This is a genomic window from Desulfomicrobium salsuginis, from assembly GCF_054657795.1.
Window position 1 is genome coordinate 903471 of sequence record NZ_BAAHYA010000001.1, and the last position, 22541, is coordinate 926011.

Annotated in this window: 17 protein-coding genes; 3 read left to right on the forward strand and 14 right to left on the reverse strand. The window is 63.4% G+C overall.

All coding sequences use genetic code 11. From position 1 onward, the window contains the following. The 3 genes from ACYQ3G_RS04045 (at position 1) to ACYQ3G_RS04055 (ending at position 4129) form a co-directional block, all read left to right on the forward strand. Entirely contained in the window at positions 1 to 786 is a 786-nt protein-coding gene (locus ACYQ3G_RS04045; RefSeq protein ID WP_459822558.1) for a LytR/AlgR family response regulator transcription factor, read from the forward strand. An 11-nt stretch (positions 787 to 797) separates the two neighbouring features. Beyond that, positions 798 to 2504: a LytS/YhcK type 5TM receptor domain-containing protein gene (locus tag ACYQ3G_RS04050; protein ID WP_459822560.1), complete on the forward strand. Its 1707-nt coding sequence runs from the start codon at positions 798 to 800 to the stop codon at positions 2502 to 2504. 164 nt (positions 2505 to 2668) lie between these two features. After that, positions 2669 to 4129, forward strand: coding sequence for a carbon starvation CstA family protein (locus ACYQ3G_RS04055; RefSeq protein ID WP_459822563.1), 1461 nt, complete (start codon positions 2669 to 2671; stop codon positions 4127 to 4129). 143 nt (positions 4130 to 4272) lie between these two features. Here ACYQ3G_RS04055 and ACYQ3G_RS04060 read toward each other — a convergent pair whose 3' ends face one another. The 14 genes from ACYQ3G_RS04060 to tssE all read right to left on the reverse strand — a co-directional run bounded on the left by ACYQ3G_RS04060 (position 4273) and on the right by tssE (position 22538). After that, positions 4273 to 4590: a PAAR domain-containing protein gene (locus ACYQ3G_RS04060; RefSeq protein ID WP_459822566.1), complete on the reverse strand. Its 318-nt coding sequence runs from the start codon at positions 4588 to 4590 to the stop codon at positions 4273 to 4275. A 195-nt stretch (positions 4591 to 4785) separates the two neighbouring features. Continuing rightward, complete coding sequence (locus tag ACYQ3G_RS04065) at positions 4786 to 5754, reverse strand: serine/threonine-protein kinase (protein ID WP_459822569.1); 969 nt, start codon at positions 5752 to 5754, stop codon at positions 4786 to 4788. Beyond that, a complete protein-coding gene (locus ACYQ3G_RS04070) occupies positions 5751 to 6428 on the reverse strand; it encodes a PP2C family protein-serine/threonine phosphatase (RefSeq protein WP_459822572.1) in 678 nt (225 codons plus the stop codon). The genes ACYQ3G_RS04065 and ACYQ3G_RS04070 overlap by 4 nt, the downstream gene beginning before the upstream one ends. Positions 6429 to 6495: 67 nt before the next feature. After that, positions 6496 to 7497, reverse strand: a complete 1002-nt coding sequence (locus ACYQ3G_RS04075) for a lytic transglycosylase domain-containing protein (protein WP_459822576.1) — start codon at positions 7495 to 7497, stop codon at positions 6496 to 6498. 14 nt (positions 7498 to 7511) lie between these two features. Then, positions 7512 to 11069: a type VI secretion system membrane subunit TssM gene (tssM, locus tag ACYQ3G_RS04080; RefSeq protein ID WP_459822578.1), complete on the reverse strand. Its 3558-nt coding sequence runs from the start codon at positions 11067 to 11069 to the stop codon at positions 7512 to 7514. After that, positions 11066 to 11956: a type IVB secretion system protein IcmH/DotU gene (gene icmH / locus ACYQ3G_RS04085; RefSeq protein WP_459822581.1), complete on the reverse strand. Its 891-nt coding sequence runs from the start codon at positions 11954 to 11956 to the stop codon at positions 11066 to 11068. The genes tssM and icmH overlap by 4 nt, the downstream gene beginning before the upstream one ends. A gap of 3 nt (positions 11957 to 11959) precedes the next feature. Next, positions 11960 to 13297, reverse strand: coding sequence for a type VI secretion system baseplate subunit TssK (gene tssK, locus ACYQ3G_RS04090; RefSeq protein ID WP_459822584.1), 1338 nt, complete (start codon positions 13295 to 13297; stop codon positions 11960 to 11962). Positions 13298 to 13307: 10 nt separating this feature from the next. Beyond that, the gene (gene tssJ / locus ACYQ3G_RS04095) at positions 13308 to 13937 is read right to left on the reverse strand and encodes a type VI secretion system lipoprotein TssJ (protein ID WP_459822588.1); all 630 of its coding nucleotides are present in this window, start codon (positions 13935 to 13937) and stop codon (positions 13308 to 13310) included. Then, on the reverse strand, positions 13934 to 15223 hold the full coding sequence (gene tagH, locus ACYQ3G_RS04100) for a type VI secretion system-associated FHA domain protein TagH (RefSeq protein ID WP_459824178.1): 1290 nt from the start codon (positions 15221 to 15223) through the stop codon (positions 13934 to 13936). The genes tssJ and tagH overlap by 4 nt, the downstream gene beginning before the upstream one ends. Beyond that, on the reverse strand, positions 15216 to 16793 hold the full coding sequence (locus tag ACYQ3G_RS04105; protein WP_459822591.1) for a sigma-54 interaction domain-containing protein: 1578 nt from the start codon (positions 16791 to 16793) through the stop codon (positions 15216 to 15218). The genes tagH and ACYQ3G_RS04105 overlap by 8 nt, the downstream gene beginning before the upstream one ends. After that, positions 16790 to 19375: a type VI secretion system ATPase TssH gene (tssH, locus tag ACYQ3G_RS04110; RefSeq protein ID WP_459822595.1), complete on the reverse strand. Its 2586-nt coding sequence runs from the start codon at positions 19373 to 19375 to the stop codon at positions 16790 to 16792. Before tssH ends, ACYQ3G_RS04105 begins: the two co-directional genes overlap by 4 nt. Before the next feature lie 3 nt (positions 19376 to 19378). Beyond that, positions 19379 to 20380: a type VI secretion system baseplate subunit TssG gene (gene tssG, locus ACYQ3G_RS04115; protein ID WP_459822598.1), complete on the reverse strand. Its 1002-nt coding sequence runs from the start codon at positions 20378 to 20380 to the stop codon at positions 19379 to 19381. Next, on the reverse strand, positions 20377 to 22152 hold the full coding sequence (gene tssF, locus ACYQ3G_RS04120; RefSeq protein WP_459822600.1) for a type VI secretion system baseplate subunit TssF: 1776 nt from the start codon (positions 22150 to 22152) through the stop codon (positions 20377 to 20379). The genes tssG and tssF overlap by 4 nt, the downstream gene beginning before the upstream one ends. Beyond that, positions 22149 to 22538, reverse strand: coding sequence for a type VI secretion system baseplate subunit TssE (gene tssE, locus ACYQ3G_RS04125; RefSeq protein WP_459822603.1), 390 nt, complete (start codon positions 22536 to 22538; stop codon positions 22149 to 22151). Before tssE ends, tssF begins: the two co-directional genes overlap by 4 nt. Positions 22539 to 22541 lie beyond the last annotated feature (3 nt).

The window sequence follows — 22541 nt, forward strand, 5'->3', positions numbered from 1 at the left end:
ATGACCAAGCCACTGCGATGCCTTCTGGTTGACGACGAGCTCCCGGCTCTGGACGAACTGGCCTTCCTCCTGTCCGGGTTCGACGACGTCGAAATCGCGGGCACGGCGAGGTCCGCCGGGCAGGCCCTGGAGGAGATCGCACGGCTCAGGCCCGACGTCGTCTTTCAGGACATCCAGATGCCCGGCGGCACGGGCTTCTCTGTACTGGAACGGGCCATGCTGATGCCCGAGGCGCCGCTCTTCGTCTTCGCTACGGCCTACGACCAGTACGCCATCCGCGCCTTCGAGGACAACGCCGTGGATTACCTGCTCAAGCCCGTGTCCATGGAACGGCTGGCCAAATGCCTGAACCGTCTGCGCGCCCTGACCAGCCGGGCCGCTCCCCAGGCCGCTCCCCAGCCCGATTTCCAATCCCTGCTGCGGGGCATGGGCCTCGGTCCGTCGCTAACCCGCCTGTCCGTGGAAAACGGGGGGCGCGTCATGCTCCTGGATCACGGGGACGTGGTCTTCATCCGCACCGAGGAACGCCGGACCCTGGTCCACACCCGCGACGGGCGGTTTCCGTTCCACGGACCATGCACCCTGGACCGCCTCGAACAGCGCCTCGAACCACTGTCCTTTTTCCGCGCCAACAGGGCCGAACTCGTCAACCTGGCCCAGGTCCGCGACTTCGCGCCCTGGTTCAACGGGAAATACGTCCTGACCATGCGCGACTGCGCTTCAACCGAAATCACCGTCAGCAAGGGCCGGGTTCGCGACTTCCGTGACCGCCTGGGCCTGGACTGAAATACACCGACATGAACCCAGACGCCCTCGTACTCGCCCTGGCCGAACGGCTCGGGCTCATCGTGGCCGGAGCATTCCTGCTCCTGACCGTGACGCCCATCCACAAGCTCCGCCTCCAGCAGGGGCCGCAGTGGCGCACGACGCTACTGCAGATCGCATTCTTCGGCACCGCCGGCATCCTCGGCACGTACGGCGGCAACCTCGTCTTCCAGTCCGTGGCCAACCTGCGGGCCATGGCAGTGATCACGGGCGGCCTCTTCGGCGGGCCGCTGGTCGGCATCGCGTCGGGGCTCATCGCCGGCGGACACCGCATCCTCATCGACATCGGCGGGTTCAGCGCCGTGCCGTGCGGGCTGTCGACCATGATCGAGGGCGCCGTGGCCGGCCTTCTGACCCTGTACCTCAAGGAGCGCAGCGTCGACTGGCGCTGGGCGGCCGGGCTGGCGCTGGTCGGGGAAACCATGCACATGGGCATGGTCCTGGCATTGTCCCACTCGTTCACCCAGGCCTTGGAACTGGTCCGCATCATCGCCCCGTCCATGATCATCCTGAACACCCTGGGCGCCGCGGCCTTCGTGCAGGTCATCAACGTGGTCTTCCGCTTCCGGGCCAGACAGGACTCGATTCAGGCCCAGGAACTCCTCGACATCGCCAACGCCACCGTCAGCCACCTGCGGGCCGGCCTGACCCTGGAAAGCGCCTCCGCTACGGCCCGCATCATCCACTCGCGCGTCGCGGTCGGCGCCGTGGCCATCACGGACCGGGTCAACGTCCTGGCCCACGTCGGCCAGGGCAGCGATCACCACCTCGCAGGGCGTCCGGTCGTCACCAGCGCCACGCGGGAAGTGCTCGAAACCGGCGAACCCATGTACGTCAGCCACAAGGACAACATCGGCTGCGCCCACCCTGGCTGCCCCTTCGCCTCCGCCGTCATCATCCCCCTGCACAAGGGCGGCAACGTCGTCGGCACCCTCAAATTCTACGGCACGGCAGGCCGGACTCTGGATCTCATGCTGTTCGAGCTGGCCAAAGGTTTGGGCAACCTATTCTCGACCCAGCTCGAGCTCGAAAACATCCAGATCACCGAGCGCATGCTGGCCCATGCCGAGATCCGCCGCCTGCAGGCCCAGATCAACCCGCACTTCCTCTTCAACTCCCTGAACACCATCGCCTCCTTCTGCCGGACCAGCCCGGAAAAGGCGCGCAGCCTTCTGCAGGATTTGTCCAGCTACCTGCGCAAAAGCCTGGACGCGAGCAAAGGGTTCATTCCCCTCTCCGAAGAGCTGGACCAGATCCGCTGCTACCTGGCAATCGAGCAGGCCCGCTTCGGCGAAAGGGTCCGGGTCAACTTCGATGTGGAGGAAGGCTGCGAATCATGGCCCATCCCGCCGCTCATCATCCAGCCGTTGGTTGAGAACGGCGTGCGGCACGGCATCCTGACCCGGGAGGACGGGGGGGAAATCAGCGTCCAGATCCGCCGCAAGGAAGAACACCTGCACGTCGAAGTGCGCGACGACGGCGTGGGCATGGTCCCGGACCAGGTGGACAAACTTTTCGACAAGACGCGTCTCGATTCCCGGTCCGGGGGCATAGGGGTGCGCAACTGCTTCCAGCGCCTGGAGCAGATTTTCGGCCCGTCCTACCTGCCGTCCGTGGTCAGCGCCCCGGGCCAGGGCACGAAGGTGGATTTTCTGCTGCCCATGCCCGCGCATATCTGATCGGTTCATCACTCCATATGGAACGTTCAAACGTCATTTGCGACAATTGGCGCGAGGGGCATTGTCCGCCTCTTCGCAGTTGATGTATTGGGTCAGCTAGGCTCCCGGAGCGGTCCCGACGCAGGGCTCGCCCACCCAAGACAAATTTTCCAAAGGAGTGAGACATGTTCTATTTCTTTCTTGCCTGCGCGGCGCTCATCGCCGGGTATTTCGTCTACGGCAAGTTCGTGGAGGCGCAGTTCGGCGCCGACACCTGCCGGGTCACTCCGGCCTGCCGGATGGAGGACGGGGTCGACTTCGTCAAGATGAACCCCAAAACCATCTACATGATCCAGCTGCTGAACATCGCGGGCCTGGGCCCCATCTTCGGACCCATCCTCGGCGCCCTGTACGGTCCTGCCGCCCTGCTGTGGATCGTCCTGGGCAGCATCTTCGCCGGCGCGGTGCACGACTACTTCTCGGGCATGATGTCCGTGCGCTACGACGGCAAATCCATCCCCGACGCCGTGGGCTACAACCTGGGCGCCTTCGCCAAGCAGTTCATGAACGTCTTCTCGGTCATCCTGCTGCTCCTGGTCGGCGTGGTCTTCATCCTCGGACCGGCCAAGCTCTTGGCCAACAAGATCGGCTTCGACCTGGACAAGAACGTGGCCGTGGTGGTCTGGACCGCCATCATCTTCGCCTACTACTTCCTGGCCACCATGATGCCCATCGACAAGATCATCGGCCGGCTCTACCCGCTGTTCACGGTCTGCCTGCTGATCATGGCCTTCGGTCTGTCCGGAATGCTCATCGTCGACGGCTACACCTTCTTCCCCAACGGCGTGGGCCTGGCCAACGTGCACCCCAAGGGCCTGCCCATGTGGCCGCTGATGTTCATCACCATCGCCTGCGGCGCCATCTCCGGCTTCCATGCCACCCAGTCCCCCATGATGGCCCGTTGTCTGCCTGACGAAAAGTGCGGTCGACCCATCTTCTACGGCGCCATGATCGGCGAGGGCATCATCGCCCTGATCTGGGCCACCCTGGGCATGACCTTCTACCAGACCCCCGACGCACTGCAGGCTGCCCTGGCCGCCGGCGGCCCGGCAGCCGTGGTCGATCAGGTCGCGACGACGCTGATGGGCCCCATCGGCGGATTCCTGGCCATCATCGGCGTCATCATCCTGCCCATCACCTCCGGTGACACGGCCTTCCGCGCCGCCCGCCTGATCATCGCCGACTTCGGCAAGATCGAGCAGAAATCCATCGCCAAACGCCTGATGATCGCCGTGCCCCTGTTCGTGGTCGGCTTCATCATCAGCAAGACGGACTTCAACGTCATCTGGCGCTACTTCGGGTTCGCCAACCAGGCCCTGGCCACCATCGTCCTGTGGGCCTCGGCCATGTACCTTGTCCGCCACGGCAAGCTGCACTGGATCGCGACGATCCCGGCCACCTTCATGACCGCCGTCTGCGCCACCTACCTCTGCGTGGCCCCGGAATTCCCCATCGCGGTGAGCTCCGATATCGGCTACCCCATCGGCATCGCCGTGGCCGCTGTCTGCTTCGTCCTCTTCATACTCAAGGCGCGCAACACGCCCGTCGAAGCCGACGCCGTCGACTCCCCCGGAGTCATCGGGTAAGGTCTCCCTCCCGCAATGCGCACCCTTCCGGACCGAGAAGTCCGGAAGGGTGCGCATTGTCTTTGGCCTTGACACCTGCCGGGCATGCAACAGCGCATCCCCGTCTCTTCTTCGGCCCCCCGAATGTAGAACCTCCGATCCCCTCAACCGATCTCCACGTCCGGGCGGGCCTCATCCCTCCGCCCTTTCCCGCCGCAATGCTTCGTCGCATCCCCGAGCATGGACGCGGGGATGCCGTTGATGAGGACCTGATCACTCCCCGCCGAGACTATCCAGATGTTGGACCCGCGACAGCGGCCATGCACGTCGCTGTCGCCGATGCGCAGCATGGTGCGACCATTGACCGTCACATCCGGCGAACCTGCCGTGGCCGGTCCCGAAACACCGTTGGCGCAGCAATTCTTGCCATGGGAGTCGCGAGGACAACGAGCCTTGGCCCCGACCCTGCAAACTGCCGGCATACGACCTCCTGTGGTTATGTAAGCTGGCGCATTGGGTGCGTTCAGCAAATAAAATCACACTTCGCGAACATGGTTCGTCCTGCAGTGGAGACTCGCCATCAAAATGTCTCAAGGGATCACCTCCCATGCGCATGAAACATGCCTCCCTTTCTGAAAAGCTGTCCCTCGCCGCGCAGGCCGAAAAAGACGTCGCCGTCAAGTTTGACGCATATATGGAAATATCCGTCGAAGTCCCGCAAGCAGCCCATGGCCGTCAAGAACCGCGCCAAGACGTTGCGCCGTCGGCCGCCCGTGCGGGTCAAAGGAAAGGCCTTTCCGGAGTTCGCGCCACTGCCCCCGGGTCAGGACTGACGGCCTTTCGGGCCGGAGGTTCCCGAAGGCGGCCTCATGGGCCGGCAGCGTCCCGAAGGGATGAACGCCCGTGATCAGCTCGTACACGGTGCAACTGGCCGAAAAGACATCTCCTCGCGGGTCAGGAGGCGTACCCTTCAGGCGCTCGGGACTGGCGTGCTGCCGGCTCAGGCCCGGAATGCGCGCACCGCCGGGCAACCCATGCACCACCTTGGCGCTGGCGGCCCCGGGACGCTCCGAAACCCGTGCGATATTGAAATCGAGAAGCACCGTCCGTCCGCCCTGCTCCAGAAATACGTTGGCCGGCTTGACGTCCCCGTGCGACACGCCGTGGGCATGCAGATAGGCCAGTGACTCGAATATTCTGGCGCCCAGGGTGATGCCCGCGCCACCCAGCCCGGCGGGATGGCTTCCCAGGGCGGCATGGGCAGGCTGCCCTTCCAGCAGTTCCATGCTGAAGCACATCCCCCAGGCTTCGCGGTGCAGGTCGAAGACGCGCACGACTCCGTAATGCGTGAGATGGCGAAGGGTGAAGTATTCTTGGGCCAGGGCCGACCGGGCCTGGCGCTCGTGAGCGAACTCGGACAGCAACCTCTTGACGGCCACAACCGGTCGCGAATCCCCACATTCGACCCTTCTCAGATCCACGGCCGAAAAAACCTCGCACAGGCCGCCTGCACCCAGCCGGGACCGCAGCACGAACCTGTCGCCGCCAGCGACCGCTGCCTCTGCCGGAGGGGAAAATCTTGCAGAGGTGGACGTCTCGGAGGCCGTGGACCGGTGTTGTCTTTTCTTTTTTCCCGACACCCTCACCCTCCGGAAAGAAAGACCGTGACCAGCGTGGCGTCATCGGGATGGCCGCATCCCTGCAGGGCTTCGGCCATCCCCAGGGCGGCGTCCCTGGCCCCCGGCCTGCCAAGATACGCAGACAAGGCCGCCGGGGAAACGCAGTTCGAGAGGCCGTCCGAGCAGAGAAGAAATCTGTCGCCCCGGCGCAAGGGAAAACAAGCCGTGTCCAGCCGCAGAACATCCCCGGCCCCCACGGCATCGGTCACCACATTGCCGCGCACCATGCGCCTGGCCTCATGATCCGTGAGTTCCTTCCTGTCGATGGCGCGTTGCCGCAGGGTATGATCACGGGTGCACTGATACAGGATGTCGCCGCGCCGCAGGTAACAGCGGCTGTCTCCAGACCACAGGCAGGCGGCGCGGTCTCCGTGCATCAGCAAGGTGACGATCGTGCTGGCCGCGTCGCCATGGGCGCTCTGGCGGAGTTCACGGTTGGACCGCTCCAACAGATGCCTGACATTGCGGATGTGCGCATCCAGAGACGACGGCTCAGGCGTCTGCATGAGATTTTTCACCAGAAGCCGGCTGGCTTCCCGCCCCTGGCTTCCGCCCCCCACGCCGTCCGCCACACTCCAGAGAAGATGTTCAGGCCAGCTCAGGAACGCATCCTGATTCTCCGCACGGGCATGCCCCTTCATGGTAACCCCCCAGGACTCCGCCGCAACGACGGGCTCCCGTGAAGCCGGCATCATGAGTCCCTCCGAGTCATCGTCTGGCCGCCTCAAGAACGGCGTCGGCCAACCGCATCGCTTCTCCGCCACGATATGATCCGCCCTGCGCCACTCCCGCTGGAAGAGAAGCGTCCGAAGCCGAACGCCACGCATCGCCAGCCGCAGAACACATCAAGGCCTCGAACTCCGGCAGAGCGGACATGGCGTGAATCGCGCCAACAAACCTCGGGACATAATCAAGCGTTTCGCTTGACAAAAGCCTGCGAAAATCACGATCCGCCCGGCAGAAGGCAGTCAATTCCGAGAGCGTTCGGGCGCCCGTTCTCTCCAGGGCGCGAGCCATAGCTCCCTCGCCGCAATTGTAGGCGGCAAGCGCCAAGGGCCAGTCACGGAAAAGCCGATACAGTTCGATCAGATATGCCGCAGCGGCCTTCGTGGACCGGCGCGTGTCGAAGCGTTCATCCTCGCCGCCGGAAACCGTGAGCCCAAAGCGCCGGGCCGTCTCGGGCACGAGCTGCCACAACCCCGCCGCGCCTGCCGGGGATACTGCCCATGGCTCGAAACTGCTTTCGATCACCGGCAGGAAAGCCAGTTCCTGTGGAAGATCGCAGTCCATGAGGACCTCCCGAATCATGGGGATATCCCTGCGCATCCGGTTCAACATCGACGGCGGCGGCCCCTCGGCGGCGCTCAACTGGCGCATGAACCGCCGCATGGTGCCCGCCTCGCCATGGGGAAGCCACTGGGCAATGATCTCCTGGAAAGCGGCAGTTCCCGTGGCTTCGTCAATATCCTGCCGGACCAAGGCTTCATCGGACTTCCACCTCTCCCGGGGCCCCCGGAAGGATCGCGGAGGAGGGCTGGAAGGAGTCGAGGGAAGGACGAGCACCTCTCTGCTCATAGAAACCACCCGCGACGCGAGAGGTCCGGCACCATCGAGGCCTCCGGGCCCAGTCCGCACGCAGCCCGTTCCAAGCACGAGCAGGCACATCAGAACCATTGCCGCCTTGCCCTCACCGGATTCACGCATGCGCATGACTCTCCTGCGATTCAGAGCAATGACTCCGGCAGCGAAAAGCTGCATGTCTCGGGGTCGAACGGATTGGCCTTGTTCCGAAACTGGATGAGGAACTGAGCCCACTTGCCGTTTTCACGCAACTCGGCCAGACAGCGGTTTCCCGCCAGCCGTGTGATCTTGCCGCGTTGCAGGAGGCGGAAGAGGGCCCAGTCTCCGCGCACGACCCTGTGCGCCTTGACGGCATGGATATCGGAGGTGGCGACGGAAGCCTCCATTGGGCTCCCCTCCGCGAGCGGCCAGGAAAAGCTCGCGCCCTGCACGGGGCCGTGCCAGTAGCTCAGCACCCTGCCTCCATGGCTCAAGTCGACCTGCTTGAGTGTGACGTCCAGGGCGTAGGGCTCCATGAGAAAACTGACACCCAAATCCCTGTCCGAGACAAAGAAGGCATCCTGCACTTTGTGCGCGCGATCAAGACGATTCATGGCCTCGACCGAAATGGGAAGGGTCTGCCCCATGATGGGACGAAGGCCCCCCTTGTCGCTGGCAAAGGGTCGGACGTACCTGTCGTAGAACGAATCAAGCGCGCCATCCTTCTTGAAGAAATTGGCGAACTCCGTGAGGCTCGCATCGCTCTCGCTGTCCGTGTCAAAGGGATAGCGGGATTTGAGATTGGCTTTGTACTCATTGAGGACCGACTCACGATAGGCCGCATCGATGGCTGACGCGCCCATGGCAAGCATGTCCCGGAGACCGCCATGGAGTCCGGCTTCACACCATTGCCGGACGGGCGCAGGCAGTTTTCCGGCCGCGCTGGCCGCCTGGCGCAACGTTTCGTCCCGCTCTTCGGCAAGGCCCTGAAGGGCGTCCAGGACCTTCCGCCCGCTGTTGTCGCTCTCGCGAATCCCACGGAAATAGTCCCCGGCCCGCGCCAGGGCGTCAAGGGTCGCCTTGAGGGCCGGCGTAGGCCCGTCTTCCGTATCGAGCAAGCCATCCAGGGACTTGAAGGAAGCCCTGACCATCCGGGCATCTTTGAATGCCTCCAGGACAGCCTTGGACCGGGCTTGGGCGACGGAATCCAGGACCGTTTCCGTCGCCGCCCTTGCGAGCTTCGTCCCGGCCACGCCCGCAAGCTTCTGCGTCCCCTTTATGGCCGCCTGGTCCTCGACGGCGGTCTCCAGGCCTCCCTGCTTCCCTTCTTCAGGCGTAAACGTGATGTTCTTGCGCAGTTCCCGCAGAACCAGGACCACGGGTGAAACCCCGGCGGAAAGCTGTTCCGCCAGGACTGCGGCGCCGGACAAGGTCCCGGGTCTGAGGACGCAGAGGACGTCCAGCGCCTGGCCCCAGTGGCGCGTGTAGTCCAGGAAATACATGGTCCGCACGTCCTTGGAGATTTTGCCCACGTCCATGGAACTGAAGATCGGCGCCTTGGCCCCGAATACCCAACCGTCCTCGGTCAAACCCTGAATGATTTCCGGACAGCGCCGGACGACGTACTCCTGAAAACCCGCAGCTGTGTACAGGTAAGGAATCGGATGCATATCCCCGGAGAATGGCGAAACGAGCCCGCCGAGCGCCCCGCGGAAGGTGAAGGCGGGGTGGCCGCCCTCGAACGCCTCTTCCTGCATCTGCTGATACGCGAGCTGCGACAGCGGCTTCTTCAACAGGGACTCTCTGGCCTTGGCCAGGAGGCGTTCATCAGGCGGAACTGGGGAGATGCCGTGTTCGATGAGAAACGCCATGTGGCGCATGAGCGCCCGCTGGTCGTCTGCCCGCCCGGAATATGATTCGGACCATCGCCGCTCAAGCCAACTCTTCAAAAATGCTTCGTCCAGCTTTGCGGGCTGGCACAGCATCAGATAGGCCCTCATGGACTCCTTCAAGGACGCCAGGTCATCCAATGACTTTCCAATGGCTTCCGCGGCGGCCTGACGCACACGGGGCAGAAGGCTTCCATTCAGTGCGCCCAGATAGGCCCGCCTGGAGGCGTCCTCGAACGCCGCGCCCTGGTACAGGCCCAATCCCCGGGCCAAGAGCGGGTCCAGGCCGGGGCGATAGACCGGCAAGGCCTGTTCAAGATGCGAAAGCTCCGGAAGGATCGCCGCAGCGTCCGTGACCTGCGGACGCTCCCGGCGTTGCCGTTCGTAACTTTGCGCCATGGCCTCCAACGCGCCCATGCGATTGAAATTTTCCCTGAAACTCAGAGCCAGCAGGGAAACGCAGCCCACGAGCAGCAGGCCCGCCACCGCCCACGAACCAAAACGGCGAAGGTTGAGCAGCCAGACACGCTCCCGGTCGACGTCCGCCAATCCAGCCTCGGGGACGATGAAATTTTCGAACAGCCGAAGCAGGAAAAAACCCCTCGCGTAATCGCCCAGTGACGCCTGGAAGCCGCTCTGGTAGCTCAACTCCCCGTCACGGGCCGTGCCCGCCATGATGTCCGATGAGGACAGTGCACTCGAAAAAAAGAACCCCCGGAACATGACGGGCCGGTGATAGCGGGAAGGGCCGAAAGCCTCGAAGATGAAATCCAGAATCCGGGGAGCAATCGCCGCCAACTCCTGCGGAAAGCGGAACATAGCGGCACGCGCCAGGCAGTCCCTCTCCTGGTGAATCTTGGTGATGATCTGGGAGTTGAGCGTCTGCAGCAACTCATGGAGTTCCTTGCGCATCCTGCCGGCATCTATGGTGTTGCCGCCCGCGGGGCATCCGAAAATCTGCTCGCGCTCGCTCCGGGACAGATGCGAAAAGAACCGGGCAAAGCCAGGAAGCGCGTCGCACTTGGTGAAGACGATATACACCGGCACATAGGACCGCAGGTGTTTCAGAACTTCGCTCAGACGCGCACGCACCGTCCTGGCCAGGTGTTCCCGTCGTGACGACTCCCCGTCGAGCATGTCGCGCATGCTGACGCAGACGACCACGCCGTTCAACGCCTTGCCAGGCCGGACACGGAACAGGCGCCGCAGAAGAGCCCTCCACAGGCCATGAGCTTCGGACTCGGGGGCGCCTTCCGTGTATGCCCCGGGCGTATCGATGAAGACAGCCTGATTGGCGAAGAGAATCTCGGTTCTCTCGGTGTCCGTGATCGTGTAAAGATGTCTGTCCGCCTGCTCGTTCAGGGGAAACTGTAGCCCGGAATTGAGAAGCAGGGAGGTTTTCCCGCAATTGGAGGGACCGAGGACAAGATACCAAGGCAAAGCGTAGCGGGAACGGCTCGTCGGCCCGTAGAAATTCGATGTGGTCACGGTCCTGATGGCTGATGTGACGACGTGCCCGATGTGCCCGAGTTCCTCGCGAACCCTGTCGCGCACTGCGGCTTCGCGCTCCCTTCGGGCCGCGATCTCCGGATCGTCGGCTTCGCGTTTCTTCCGGCGCGAGGACAGAACCGCCACCAGAAGCCCCCACACGAACACGATGGCGAGGCTGCCGGCCAGCCTGGCCGTTACGCTCTCGAACATGACGTATCCCGCCACGGCCACCAGAGGGCCAAGCGTCCACAGAATCAGGATGAGAAGCAGGCAGAGAATGAGCCCCAGCACCCAAGCCGTCCTCAAGGCTTCGCGCAGGGCATGAAAAAAACGGAGGCTCATCGATCTCCTCCCGCGCTCTCGCCGGCATGAACGGCGAACTGATGCAGAATCGGCTCGGCCCGGTTCGCGAGGACATGGGCAAAGCCCAGGTACGAAACGGCCAGACAGGAGATCACAAAGGTGATAAGCAGGGAAATGGGGACGTACGTGTATATTTTGTTCTTGTATTTTCCTTCCGGCACCTTCTTGCACAAGTCTTGGTCGGGCTCCCCCCTCAGCATGCGCACCTGCCGGTATATTCTTTCCCGCAACAGCTCCAACTCGATGGGGCCCCGGGACTGGAGCTTGTATCGCCCTTCGAACCCGAGACTCAATAAAAGATATATAAGTTCAAGAAGATAGAGATTTCTGGCTGGCTGTTGCATGCACCTTTCGGTGATCTGGAAAAATTTCTCCCCTCCCCACGTTTCGTTGTGGAAGGTGCTCAACAACGCCTGGGTCGACCAATCCCCTCCGGCCCCAAGAGGCGAGGTGCTCACACTCTCGTCCAGGGCCGAACACAGGACGTATTTGGCGGCGAGCACCTGGGCGTGATCGATCTCACACCCCAAGGCAACATTTTCAAAACCGCGAATCTCCGCCACCAGCCGCCGCCGCAGATCCTCCAGTCCCTTTTCGCCGGCCGGCCGCTTTCCCCCCTGCGAGTCCAGGCCTCCGGCGCCGGGCGTCCGCAGGTAGACCATTTCGAGCAGCAGGTGCGACGCACAGTTGACCAGCGGATTCAAGCCAAGGGTATAGTCCTCCAGAGAGGCCTGTTGGGCGATATACCCAGGGGAGCGCAAACTCTTATCCAGCGCCACGTGCACGGTCTCTCCTGGCGGCTGGGAGATTGCCATTGACTGTGCCTCTCCTTCAAAACACGTCTTGTCATTGTCATCGACCTGCATGCGTTACTCCTTGATGGCCCAGAATTGGAGCTGAATACCTGGAAATGCGCCGGAGACATGAAGGGCGAAACCGCCCGAAAGCTCAAGCTGCGCCAATTCCTCGGAGGAGATCTCCAGCTTGAAGTACGTCTTGCCGGCGTGAAAGGGGATCTGACGCGGAGCCACGGGCAGGACGCGCAACTTGATGCCCGGCAGCTGCAGCCGGACCATGTCGCGGATGCGCTCCACGGAACTGATCTTGAGCTGTTTCGGGATGGTGGCGCGCAGGGTTTCGGAATCCATGTCCGCACCCACAGCCAGAACGAAAATCGCCGAGGCGAGGAGGTTTCTGTCATGGATGGGCGACACGAGAATGCCGTACTTGCGCTGCTGCAGCGGCAGTTCCACGGCGTGCTGCTCCAGAACCATGCTCAGCGCCTGCCTGGCGTGGCTCATCAGGTTCGAGAAAACGGCGTCCTGGGCGCTGTGGTCGTAAGGCATGAACTCCCCCGGACGCTTTCGGGACTCGGCAAAGGTCGCCAGTTCGCCCACAAGGCCGAGAAGACAGACATAGAACTCCTCGGGATGCAGGCAGGGGGCGCCGCCGAGATGCCGGAAAACGGGCTCCGCACGGTTGATGCATTGCAGGAGCCAGAAATCGGCCGCCTCGGCCGTACCCGTCTGTCCGGCGCTGCTGACCCGCAAAGCCAGCTGGTCTCCGCGATGGGAGAGGAGTCCGACAATTTCCCGCAGATACCCTGACAACACGGACGAGGCCGAAAGGTGCAGGAAGGTCGGCATGAAATCCTTGTCCAGAAGAATCGTCCTGTCGGGCTTGCACTCCAGAATCTGGACCACGGGCATGCTGATGAAGCCTCTGACCTCGGTCTCCTCCTCGAGCATGAGCCGCAGGTCCAGGCGGCAGCAGGCCACTTCCACCTCCTTGCGGCTACCGGCGACACTGTCCCGGACAGGGATTCTGTGGGCGACGTACGGGGTGGAAATGCCTTGGAGCCCCTCCTGGCGCACCTCCGAAGCCCCCTCGGGCGACAGCGGCAGGGCGAGGGCGACTCGTCTGTTGGTGACCCCGGGGGTTATGTCCAGGGACAGGACCTCCTGCCCCTGCCCGACCTCAAAGAGCGTGCCGTCAGGCAGGAACCCCCTGGCCCGGTTCAGCACCACCTTGCCCAAGGGAAGATACTGCTCGTCGATGGAGAACTCCATGAAACCCCAGCCATGATGGACATGGGCCAGGGTCCGCATGCGGATCTGGGAGTCGACGTAGCGGTCCTGCTGCTGAAAGTGTTGCGGCCCGACAGCCATGCCCTCAAACCAGAAAATCTTCTCGGAAAGCATCGCCATCTCCTGCTCCCTATCTCTGTGCACCCGGCAGGGACGGAAAAAAACTTTGCTTCACGGGGGTGTTCCGCGCTTTTTCCTCCAGGGAGGAGGCCGTCTGGTCCGCCTCCTCGCCTGAAGGAAAGGTTTCCCCGACGGGATTGTGAAAGCCTTTGACCGCTTCCAGAGGATCCCAGGCCGAGACATCTTCGTCGGGAATGAGCGCAACCGTCACGTCGCGCAATTCGATGCCCACGGCATTGGACTCTTCGCAATCGATGGGCGCGACGGTTTTCCACCTGGCCCTCTCCATCTGCCTGAAACCGGCAAGCACGCCCAGGAACCTCGTTCCCTCGACTGGCTCGTACGTTATTCGCCGGGCTTCTCCCGGTACGAGCAGCACTTCGTCCGCCGCCAGGAGGTCGGCCCCCAGGACCTGCACGGGCGATTCGAAAAGGGGCCCGAAATCGGACTGGCTGAAGGCCAGATCCGAGCGCATCTCGTAAATCTTGACGATGACCGGCGACGGGCGGCCGGTATGATCCGGATTGACATTGGTCTGGCTGGCTACGGCCAGATCTATGCTCGGCTTGGCGCAACCGCACAGCAGGTTCGTGGCGATGAGCGCAAACAACGTGATCGCTTGAAGAGGCAAACGCATCATGAGTCTCCTTTGAAACCGGACCGCTCCGGCAATGCTCCGAGAGTCCTGACCTGCACCTCGTACGCGCGGGCGAAATCATGGAGGAAAAACGCAGCAAAACCCTCATGGTCATCCAGAAGGGCCTGATGCGTTTTCCGGAAAAGGTGCCAGAGCCTGGACTTGCGTAAAAAACCCACCGGCCCGTTCCCATCCAGTCGGACCTCGATCGCCGCCGGTGACACCTTTTCGAGAACCGCCCTGACGGATGCCCTGGCGCCGGCCAGAAGCCCCATATGGTGGCCGTGAAGATCGCCAAACCCCGCTCGCATGGCTGTTCCGGCCGCCATCATGCCTTCGCGGACCGGACCGAGAAGATGCTCCAGGGCCACCCCGGGAGTGGGCGTGAATTTCAGGGGATTGTTGCCGGTCAGACGCATCGTGGTCACGGGAAGGCGCAGATCGTTCTTGCATTCCGCCTGGTTGCGCAGGCAGTGGTGCATGCCGTCCACCGCGGCGACAACGATTTCAGCGGCCTGGCGCAAGATCCGTTCGCGCTCCTCGTGTGAATCGGGAGCGCGTGAGAACCCCAAGGCCTTGAAAAAAATTTCCGTCTCGGGAACCTGAACGCGCTCCTGCGCCTCATGCTCAGGGCGCTTCTCCGGAACCTGAAGACTCTGTACCGTCTCAGGGAGACTGGCTTCCCGGGGCAAGAGCTCATCGTCATCACTGTTCCAGTCCTCGGGCAGGTCCATTTCTTCAGGCGGCGGGACCATGGAGACGCGCGGCAGGCTGTCTGTGGCCACGCTGTTGTGATCCGGAAGCACTTCGACCTTGGCGGGCGTCTCTCCCAACAGGTCATCGTAGTACCCCAAACGCCGCTTGGCCTCGAAATCCTCCTGCTGGTCCATGGCCACAAGAGGGTCGGAGGAAAGCGTGTTGTCGGCCGGAACCAGCCAGTCCTCGCCCCCTCGGGGCTGGATGTACGCATCGGGACGATGCAGCAGGCGCGCCTGGATGGCGTAGACCCCGATGATGTAACTGTCGCCGTGCTCGATCTTGTGCTGCACGCTCTTCCCCAGAGCGGTCCTGCCGGGCTCCGTATAGATCCCGTTGCGGCTGACATCCTCGATGAAAAAGGAATTTCCGTCGCAGGTGATGACGGCGTGTTTGCGGGAGATGCGCTTCCCCTTGTCAGGGAGAATCCACTCGCATTCCCCGGCCCGCCCGATGAAGCCCCCCGCCTCGCTGAAAACATGGGAGACGGCGAAGCCGGTCGAGAATTTCTGCCTGCTGATGACTTCAAACATGAGTTCCACGGGGGCTCCTGCACTGACTGTCGTCCGGCAACCCGGCCATCGAGGCCTGCGCCCCGCCGATCCGGCTCAATTTGTGATTCAGCGTCCTTATGGGCACACCGAGCGCTCTCGCGGCTTCCCGGGTACGGTTCCCGTAAAATTTCATCACCTCGAGAATTATGGAGGACTCGTATGACTTCACGAGATCGTTCAGCTTCAGGCTGCCGTATTTCCGGACAGACTCGCCCTCCAACAGGTCCCTGGCGGAAAGCGTCGTGGCACTCTTGTCTGTCATGATGACCGCCTTTTCGAGCATGGAGAAGAATTCACGGACGTTTCCCAGGAATGGAAGCGAGGACAGCGCAGCCCAGGCCTCCGGGGCGATGCACAGACCCGGGCGTCGGTAACGCACAGCCAGTTGCGCCAGATGATGCCTGGCCAAAACCGGCAGGTCTTCGAGACGCTCCCGAAGCGGCGGGAGCTTCAGATGAACAAGGGCCAGGCGATGGTAGAGGTCACGACGGAATTCACCTCTCTCGACGGCTTCGGCCATGTCCCTGTTGGTGGCCGCCAGGACCCGAATGTTCACGGCATGGGAACGCACTTCGCCCACGGGGCGCACCGTGTGCTCCTGCAGCACCCGGAGCAGTTTGGACTGCACATCCAGCGGCATGTCCCCAATCTCGTCCAGCAGGACCGTGCCGCCGTTCGCGCTGCGCAAGAGGCCGGGGTGATCGGCGTCGGCCCCGCTGAAAGCGCCCTTGCGATGGCCGAACAGTTCGCTCTCCAGGAGATTTGACGGCAGGGCCGCGCAGTTGATCTGCACGAAGGGTCCATGCCGGCGTGGGCTTGCATTGTGGATCGCCGTGGCCACAACCTCCTTGCCTGTGCCTGTTTCGCCGGTGATGAGCACCGGCGCGTCGCTGGCCGAAATGCTCACGACCATCGACCGGATGGCCTCCATGGATTCGCTCATGCCGAGAATGCTGCTTTCGGGCCGCAGCCGTGCGTCCCTGGCCTCGCGCTCAAGGCGGGCGCAGTCCTGGCTCAACCCGTTCACGAGGAGATGATGCCGCGACTTGAAGACGGCCCCGTCCAAAATGGCCGCCGCGTAGTCGAGCACGATCCGGACATGGTCGGACACGGCGGGCAGCCTGCCACGGGAGACCATGACGACGCCACCCAGAACGGCATTTCCGGGAGCCACCAGCGGCTCGACGGCCGCGCTGCGGATATCTCCTTCCATATCAGGGCAGAGCAGTTCCAGGGACGGGGGAAGGCCTGCGAACAATTCCGAATCGACACGGCTGGGCGTGCCCCCGTGCACGCTGAAGGCCAGGGGATCGTCCAACTCCCAGGCGGGAATGGCCGTCGGGTCGGCGAGCAAGGCTGCGTCGCAGGGGTGACGCCCCTCAAGAAGCAACGCTTTTCCGCTCTGATCCAGAAGAAAGACGCCTACCGAGCAAACCCGCGCCCCTGACAGCCCCGCCACCGCCCTGGCCAGACAGTGCGCCGCGTCTGCGGGGCCTGAGCAGGCCCGCAAACGTCCACCCCATTCTTTGAGGGCCAAAACCTCGGTCATGGCCGGCCTCCCAGGCTGAAGGCGAAGGAACCGTCCGCGCGGTTCAGCCCCACGTGCAGCTCGCCGTGCGCCTTTCTGCCGCCGTCCAGAGCTCCGAGAAGCGTGGTCGCGATGCCCGGCAGCAGGGAGGCGCCGATGATGTGGTCGATGTTGCGCGCCCCGGTCTCCACCGCGGAACAACTGGCCATGATGGAGGATATGACGTCTTCTTCCCAACGCAGACAGATGCGGTGCCTCCCGGCCAGTCGTGCTCCCACTCTGGCCAGTTTCATTTCCACGAGTTCCCTCAGGGTCTCGCCACGGAGGGCGGTGTAGGGCACGACGGTCATGCGGCCGAGCAGGGCCGGCTGGAAGTGCCGGAGCAGGGCCGGACGCAGGGCCTCCTTGAGAACTTCGGGTTCGGGATTTTCATCCCCAGCGCACAGGGCCGAAACAATGTCGCCGCCAATATTCGAGGTCATGAAGATGACGCAGTTGCGGAAATCCACCTCACGCCCCTCGCCGTCGGCGAGAACGCCCTTGTCGAAGATCTGGTAAAAAAGGTTCAGCACCTCGGGATGCGCCTTCTCCACCTCGTCGAAGAGGACGGCGCAGTATGGCTGCCTGCGCACGGCCTCGGTCAGACGGCCGCCCTCGCCGAAGCCCACGTAGCCCGGAGGCGCCCCGACGAGGCGCGAAACAGTATGTTTTTCCTGAAATTCCGACATGTTGATACAAACAAGCATGCGTTCGCCCCCGAACAGGGCGTCCGCGACGGCCAGGGCTGTCTCGGTTTTGCCGACCCCCGAGGGGCCCACGAGCAGAAAAATGCCCGTAGGCTTCGAGGCGCTGTTCAGCCCGACCTGGGCGGCGAGCACCGCGCGTTCAATGGTATCCAGTGCATGCTCCTGGCCCCGCACCCGCCGGCGCAGGCCGTCCCGCAGTCCGCCGAGGGCTCCGGACCCGCCGCCGCCCAGCTTTGACACGGGGATGCCCGTCCACTCGGAAACGATGCCGCGCACCAGGTCGGGCGTGACTTCGTGGAACACCAGGGGCCCATCGGCCTGTTCCGCGCGAAGTTCCTCCACAAGCGCCCTCAAGGCCGCCTCGTCCCGTTCGCCTTCCGTGTTGCGCAGCTTCAGGATGGAACCGGCCAGATTCCGCTCCCTCTTCCAGCGTCCGGCAAGGGCGTCCATATCCCGGGAAAGGGCGTCGAGCCGCCCGCGCAGGGCCGCATGCCTGTCGATGTCGGGCAGATCCGCGACGTCCAGGCCGCAGGTCGCACAGTCGCGCTCCATCGCGTCGAGTTCCCTGCGCACCGAGGCCAGCTCCTCCTCCATGGCTTCGAGGTCCACGGGCTTGGCTCCCAGATTCACCCGCACCCTGGCGCAGGCCGTGTCCAGGACGTCGATGGCCTTGTCAGGTAACTGGCGGCCGCTGATGTACCGGCAGGACAGTTCCGCCGTGCAGAGGACCGCGTCGTCGCGGACATAGACATTATGGTTCTTTTCGTAATGCGGGACGATGCCCCGCAGGATGGTCACCGTTTCCGCCATGGACGGCTCGTCCAGCTTGACCAGCTGGAAACGGCGGGCCAGGGCCGCGTCCTTCTCGAAATATTTCTTGTATTCGCTCCAGGTGGTGGCCGCGATGGTCCGCATCTCCCCCCTCGCCAGGGCCGGCTTCAGGAGGTTCGCCCCGTCGCCTGCCCCGGGGGTATTGCCCGCGCCCACCAGGGTGTGCGCCTCGTCGATGAAAAGAATGGTCGGCACGGGCGAAGCCTTGACCTCGTCGATGACCCCCTTGAGCCGCTTTTCGAATTCACCCTTGACGCTTGCGCCGGCCTGCAGCCGCCCCATGTCCAGCCCGACGATGCGCACCTCCTCCAGGGTGTCCGGCACCTGGCCCTCGACCACGCGCAGGGCCAGGCCCTCGACCACGGCGGTCTTGCCCACGCCCGGATCGCCAACGAGGATGGGATTGTTCTTGCGGCGGCGCGTCAGGATATCCACCATCTGCCGGATTTCCGCGCCCCGGGCGAAGACCGGGTCCGTGCGGCCGGCCCTGGCGTCGGCGGTGAAGTCCGTGGCGTACCTGTCAAGAAACCCCTGCGGCCCGGCCTGCGCCGCGCCCCTGAAGGACCCGCCCCGGCCATCCCGCAACCCCTCCAGGAGACGGCGCAGGGCGTCTCCAGGAATCTTCCCGAGTTCCTGATAAAAGGGCATGGCCCCGTAACGCGCCGGATTGAGCAGCATGGCCAGCACCAACTCGCCGACGCCCACCCTCTCCTGGCGGAGCTCCAGGCTGGCCAACAGGTAGGCTTCCTGGAAAAAGCCGATGAGCAATGGAGAAAACACGGGACGGGAAGCGGATTTCTCCTGCCGCCTCGCAGATGCCAGAAGCCGGCGCATTTCCTCCGGGTCGCGCTCGAACTGCGTGAGGATATCCAGCATCTCGCGCGTCGGCAGGAGCTTCTCCACGAAGTCCTCGATGCCGATTTCACAGCCGCCCCTGCTCACGCAGGCCCCGGCAGCCTCCTCCAGCGCCTGGCGGCATGTTTCGTCCAGGGCCGCGACTAGGGAAGACAGGTTCATCGTGATCATTGGCTAATCCACATATCTGCTGTCCGTTTCGAGAATGATGACGCCGTCCCCGCCCTGCCCTGCCCATGTCGTCCAGCCGAGGCGGCACGGGCTGGCCTTGCCAATGGTGAATTCCGGAATCTCCGCGGGTTTGAGCCGCAGTTCCACGTCAAAACCGAGGCGCGAACGCAGCACGAACCGCACGAGGCTCCGCAATTCCGAAAACAGGCTGCCCCCGGGCAGAAAGTCCGTGAAGCGTTTCCAGGACAGGGCGTCGAAAAGCACCCTGAATTTTCCGGTCTGGTCGAGCACCTCGCTGCCGAGCAGAAAGTCCGTGGACAGCCTGCAGTTGGCCAGCCCCAGGGCGCACTGCTGATCCGCGGGAATGGGTACCTGACGGCGGATGCACGGAATGATGTGCACGAGGGGATGCCCGAAATAATGGCGCAGGATGCTCTCCAGGGAGCCGGCGGCCTCGCCGCTGAAGGCGATGAGGCCCATGTACGAAAGCAGGCGTTCGCGGCGCAGGCCGCTCGTGCCCTGCAGTTCCTTGTGCCCCAGGCCGATGAAGCTGAAGAAGCGCCTGGAATTGATGTCCGCCCCGTGGTCGCGGAACTGGAGGTAGTAGCGGTACTTATTCCAGATGCCGTAAAAGATTGAGATGAGATGATGGTTGATCACATCCAGAAAGTCGCGGAAGGCGTCCGGCTCGTCCTGGTGCTGCGCCACGTGTTCCGTGAAATAGGCGGGGAGCGGCGAAGCGGCCCCGTGCAGCCCCATGAGGTTGAGCACGAACCAGACGCGTTCCGCTTCGTTCTCGGCGCCGGCGCTCTCCACGGCATGAATGTCCCCCGGAGGAAAGGACAGGTTGGGATTGACCTTGAAGCGCAGCCAATCCCTGGGCCGCAGCTCCTCTGGGCCGATGCGCAGCACATGTTCCACTGCCCGAGAAAAAGCGCAGCCACCGGAGATGCGCGCCATGACGTCAGACATGCCGCACGTTTCAAACTTTCGGAGAGCGCTCACGGGATCAGCTTCCTCCCCAGCCTGGCCGGCCACTGGTACTCCTCGCCCCTCTGCGAGTCGACGACCACGAGCTGATGAAAGCTGTTGACCGTCGCATACAGCGCCAGAAACTCGTTGATGACCGACGCGAAGAGATACATCTCCCCCTCGCTGCTGAAACCGCCGCGATCCAGGGTCAGCCGCGTGACCGACCCTCGCACCGGCAGCCCCTGGTAGATCCGGTCCGTGTCCTCCGAAACAATGCCCTTCATGCCGCCCAGCGCCTTGTCCAGGACACGCGCCCGGTGACGATCATGGAGCGCCCGGAAGTCATAGCTCGCCAGCAGCGCGCGCATGGCGTGCACGTCGTTCAGGGGCAGGTAGTTGAGGGACATGTTGGAAATGAGCCGCCAGAGCAGATCACCCTCCAGGGGAGGCGTGTAGGGAGGGGTGACGGGGGTGATGTTGCCGAGGGTCACGGTGTCGGGCGAGTCGTCGACATGCGTGTTGATATCGCCGACGGACAGCCGGACCGGGAGGAGGCGGTTCGTGCACTCCAGTTCAAGGGAGAGGATCTCCTCGGTCCGCGCCGCCGGCGAAGCCTGGGAATGGACGATGGATATAAACGTCTCCGTGCTCTCGCCGTCGAGGGATGGCTTGAGACGAAGGCGGTAGTAGGCCGCTTCGGCATTCGGGCCGCTCCCGTGCTCGAAGGACTCGAAGGGCCTGTACTCGCGCCTGAGCTTGCCGTCCCCTCCCCAGCTCCGCACCCGCTCCACGCTGTACACGGCGTAATGATCGGGAAGCCTTGGGTCAGGCACGATTCGGTACTCGGACTGACGATGGTCCACGGTCAGGGGAGTGGAGTCCATGGAGAAGAGATTGACCACGGGCGTGCAGAACAGCTCGATATTGTCCTTCCTCCAAGATTCGTACTGCTCGGGAAATTCCTCCAGCACAAAGTGCAGCTCGAATTCACCGGCGCCGGCCACGGCCCCTCCCCCGGCCGCGACGCAGGCGTCGAGACCGGACAGCTCCGTAAACAGAAATTTCTCGTTGAAACAGAAATACTCCTGGATGACGCGATATCCTGGAAAGGTGTTCGCCGGGTATGGATACAGCCCTTCATCTTCCCTGAAGCCCACAGGACGCATCATATCGGGCGCAAGGACATGGACGGTCTCGTACCCCCCATTCTCCCCCCGCAACAGAAAACGTATCTCACGAGTGCCCCGCGCCATGGTGAAATACAGGGAATGGGCGATGGCCGGCTCCCCCGTGAAAAACAGGCGCAGCCTGGAAAGGGGGATATTTTCCAGAGTGGAGCCGACAACGCCGAACCGCAGGGCCAGGACGATCTGCCCGTCGTGCTCGAAAATAGTCTGGTCCTCGATCCGAATGGGCAGAATCTGGGTTTCGTAAACCGTTCGGAAACGGCACTTCGTCCCTTCCATCTCCCTGGATTCAACCGTGGTCCCTCGGGGCACGGTCACGGCCCAGGTCAGGTTCGCCGCGGGGCGGTAGCGGACAATGCTGCAGGACGGAATGGTGCGCAGGTAGTTGGGCCACAGCAGGCTGAAAAGGGCGTGCGTGATCTCGGGCAGTTCATCGTCCAGCTTCTGGCGAAGACGCCCGCACAGAAACGCCACCCCCTCCAAGATGCGTTCCACGTCCGGGTCGCGCCGGGGAGTGTCGAAGAAGGGCGCAAGGGACGGGTTGTTCCTGGAATATTCCCGGCCGAGTTCCCGCAACGAAACGAGTTCGTCCAGGTAATAGCGGTTGAAGGTGTTCACGCCGCCCCCCTCACCTGGTCGCCGTCCATGACGATGGTCCAGCGCCACGGGACCTGCATTCCATCTGAATCCTCCCGCATCGCCTCGATGCGAAAGGCCATATGAAGCTGGCCGTCATCGAGGGGCGCATACGCAACCCTGGCCCCGCGAAGCCTCGGCTCGTACCCGGCGATGCACTTCTCGATGGCCATGCAGCATTGCCGGATGACTTCGGCCCTGGACAGGCTCAGGTCGTTGAGGTCGGGGAGCCCGTAGTTCGGCAGCGCCTGGACAGCTCCCTGGCGCGTGGTCAGCATGCGCAGGAGGTGGAGGCGGATGGATTCGTCCTCATCCATCCGCAGCCCCGCCTCGCCGCGCGTCAACCGGTCAAACAGACTCCCCGCCACGGT

Excerpts from the sequence above, each read along its gene's own strand:
- ACYQ3G_RS04045 (WP_459822558.1), top strand. The coding sequence starts at position 1 with ATGACCAAGCCACTGCGATGCCTTCTGGTTGACGACGAGCTCCCGGCT.
- ACYQ3G_RS04050 (WP_459822560.1), top strand. The coding sequence starts at position 798 with ATGAACCCAGACGCCCTCGTACTCGCCCTGGCCGAACGGCTCGGGCTC.
- ACYQ3G_RS04055 (WP_459822563.1), top strand. The coding sequence starts at position 2,669 with ATGTTCTATTTCTTTCTTGCCTGCGCGGCGCTCATCGCCGGGTATTTC.
- ACYQ3G_RS04060 (WP_459822566.1), bottom strand. The coding sequence starts at position 4,590 with ATGCCGGCAGTTTGCAGGGTCGGGGCCAAGGCTCGTTGTCCTCGCGAC.
- ACYQ3G_RS04070 (WP_459822572.1), bottom strand. The coding sequence starts at position 6,428 with ATGAAGGGGCATGCCCGTGCGGAGAATCAGGATGCGTTCCTGAGCTGG.
- ACYQ3G_RS04075 (WP_459822576.1), bottom strand. The coding sequence starts at position 7,497 with ATGCGCATGCGTGAATCCGGTGAGGGCAAGGCGGCAATGGTTCTGATG.
- tssM (WP_459822578.1), bottom strand. The coding sequence starts at position 11,069 with ATGAGCCTCCGTTTTTTTCATGCCCTGCGCGAAGCCTTGAGGACGGCT.
- icmH (WP_459822581.1), bottom strand. The coding sequence starts at position 11,956 with ATGCAGGTCGATGACAATGACAAGACGTGTTTTGAAGGAGAGGCACAG.
- tssK (WP_459822584.1), bottom strand. The coding sequence starts at position 13,297 with ATGGCGATGCTTTCCGAGAAGATTTTCTGGTTTGAGGGCATGGCTGTC.
- tssJ (WP_459822588.1), bottom strand. The coding sequence starts at position 13,937 with ATGATGCGTTTGCCTCTTCAAGCGATCACGTTGTTTGCGCTCATCGCC.
- tagH (WP_459824178.1), bottom strand. The coding sequence starts at position 15,223 with ATGTTTGAAGTCATCAGCAGGCAGAAATTCTCGACCGGCTTCGCCGTC.
- ACYQ3G_RS04105 (WP_459822591.1), bottom strand. The coding sequence starts at position 16,793 with ATGACCGAGGTTTTGGCCCTCAAAGAATGGGGTGGACGTTTGCGGGCC.
- tssH (WP_459822595.1), bottom strand. The coding sequence starts at position 19,375 with ATGATCACGATGAACCTGTCTTCCCTAGTCGCGGCCCTGGACGAAACA.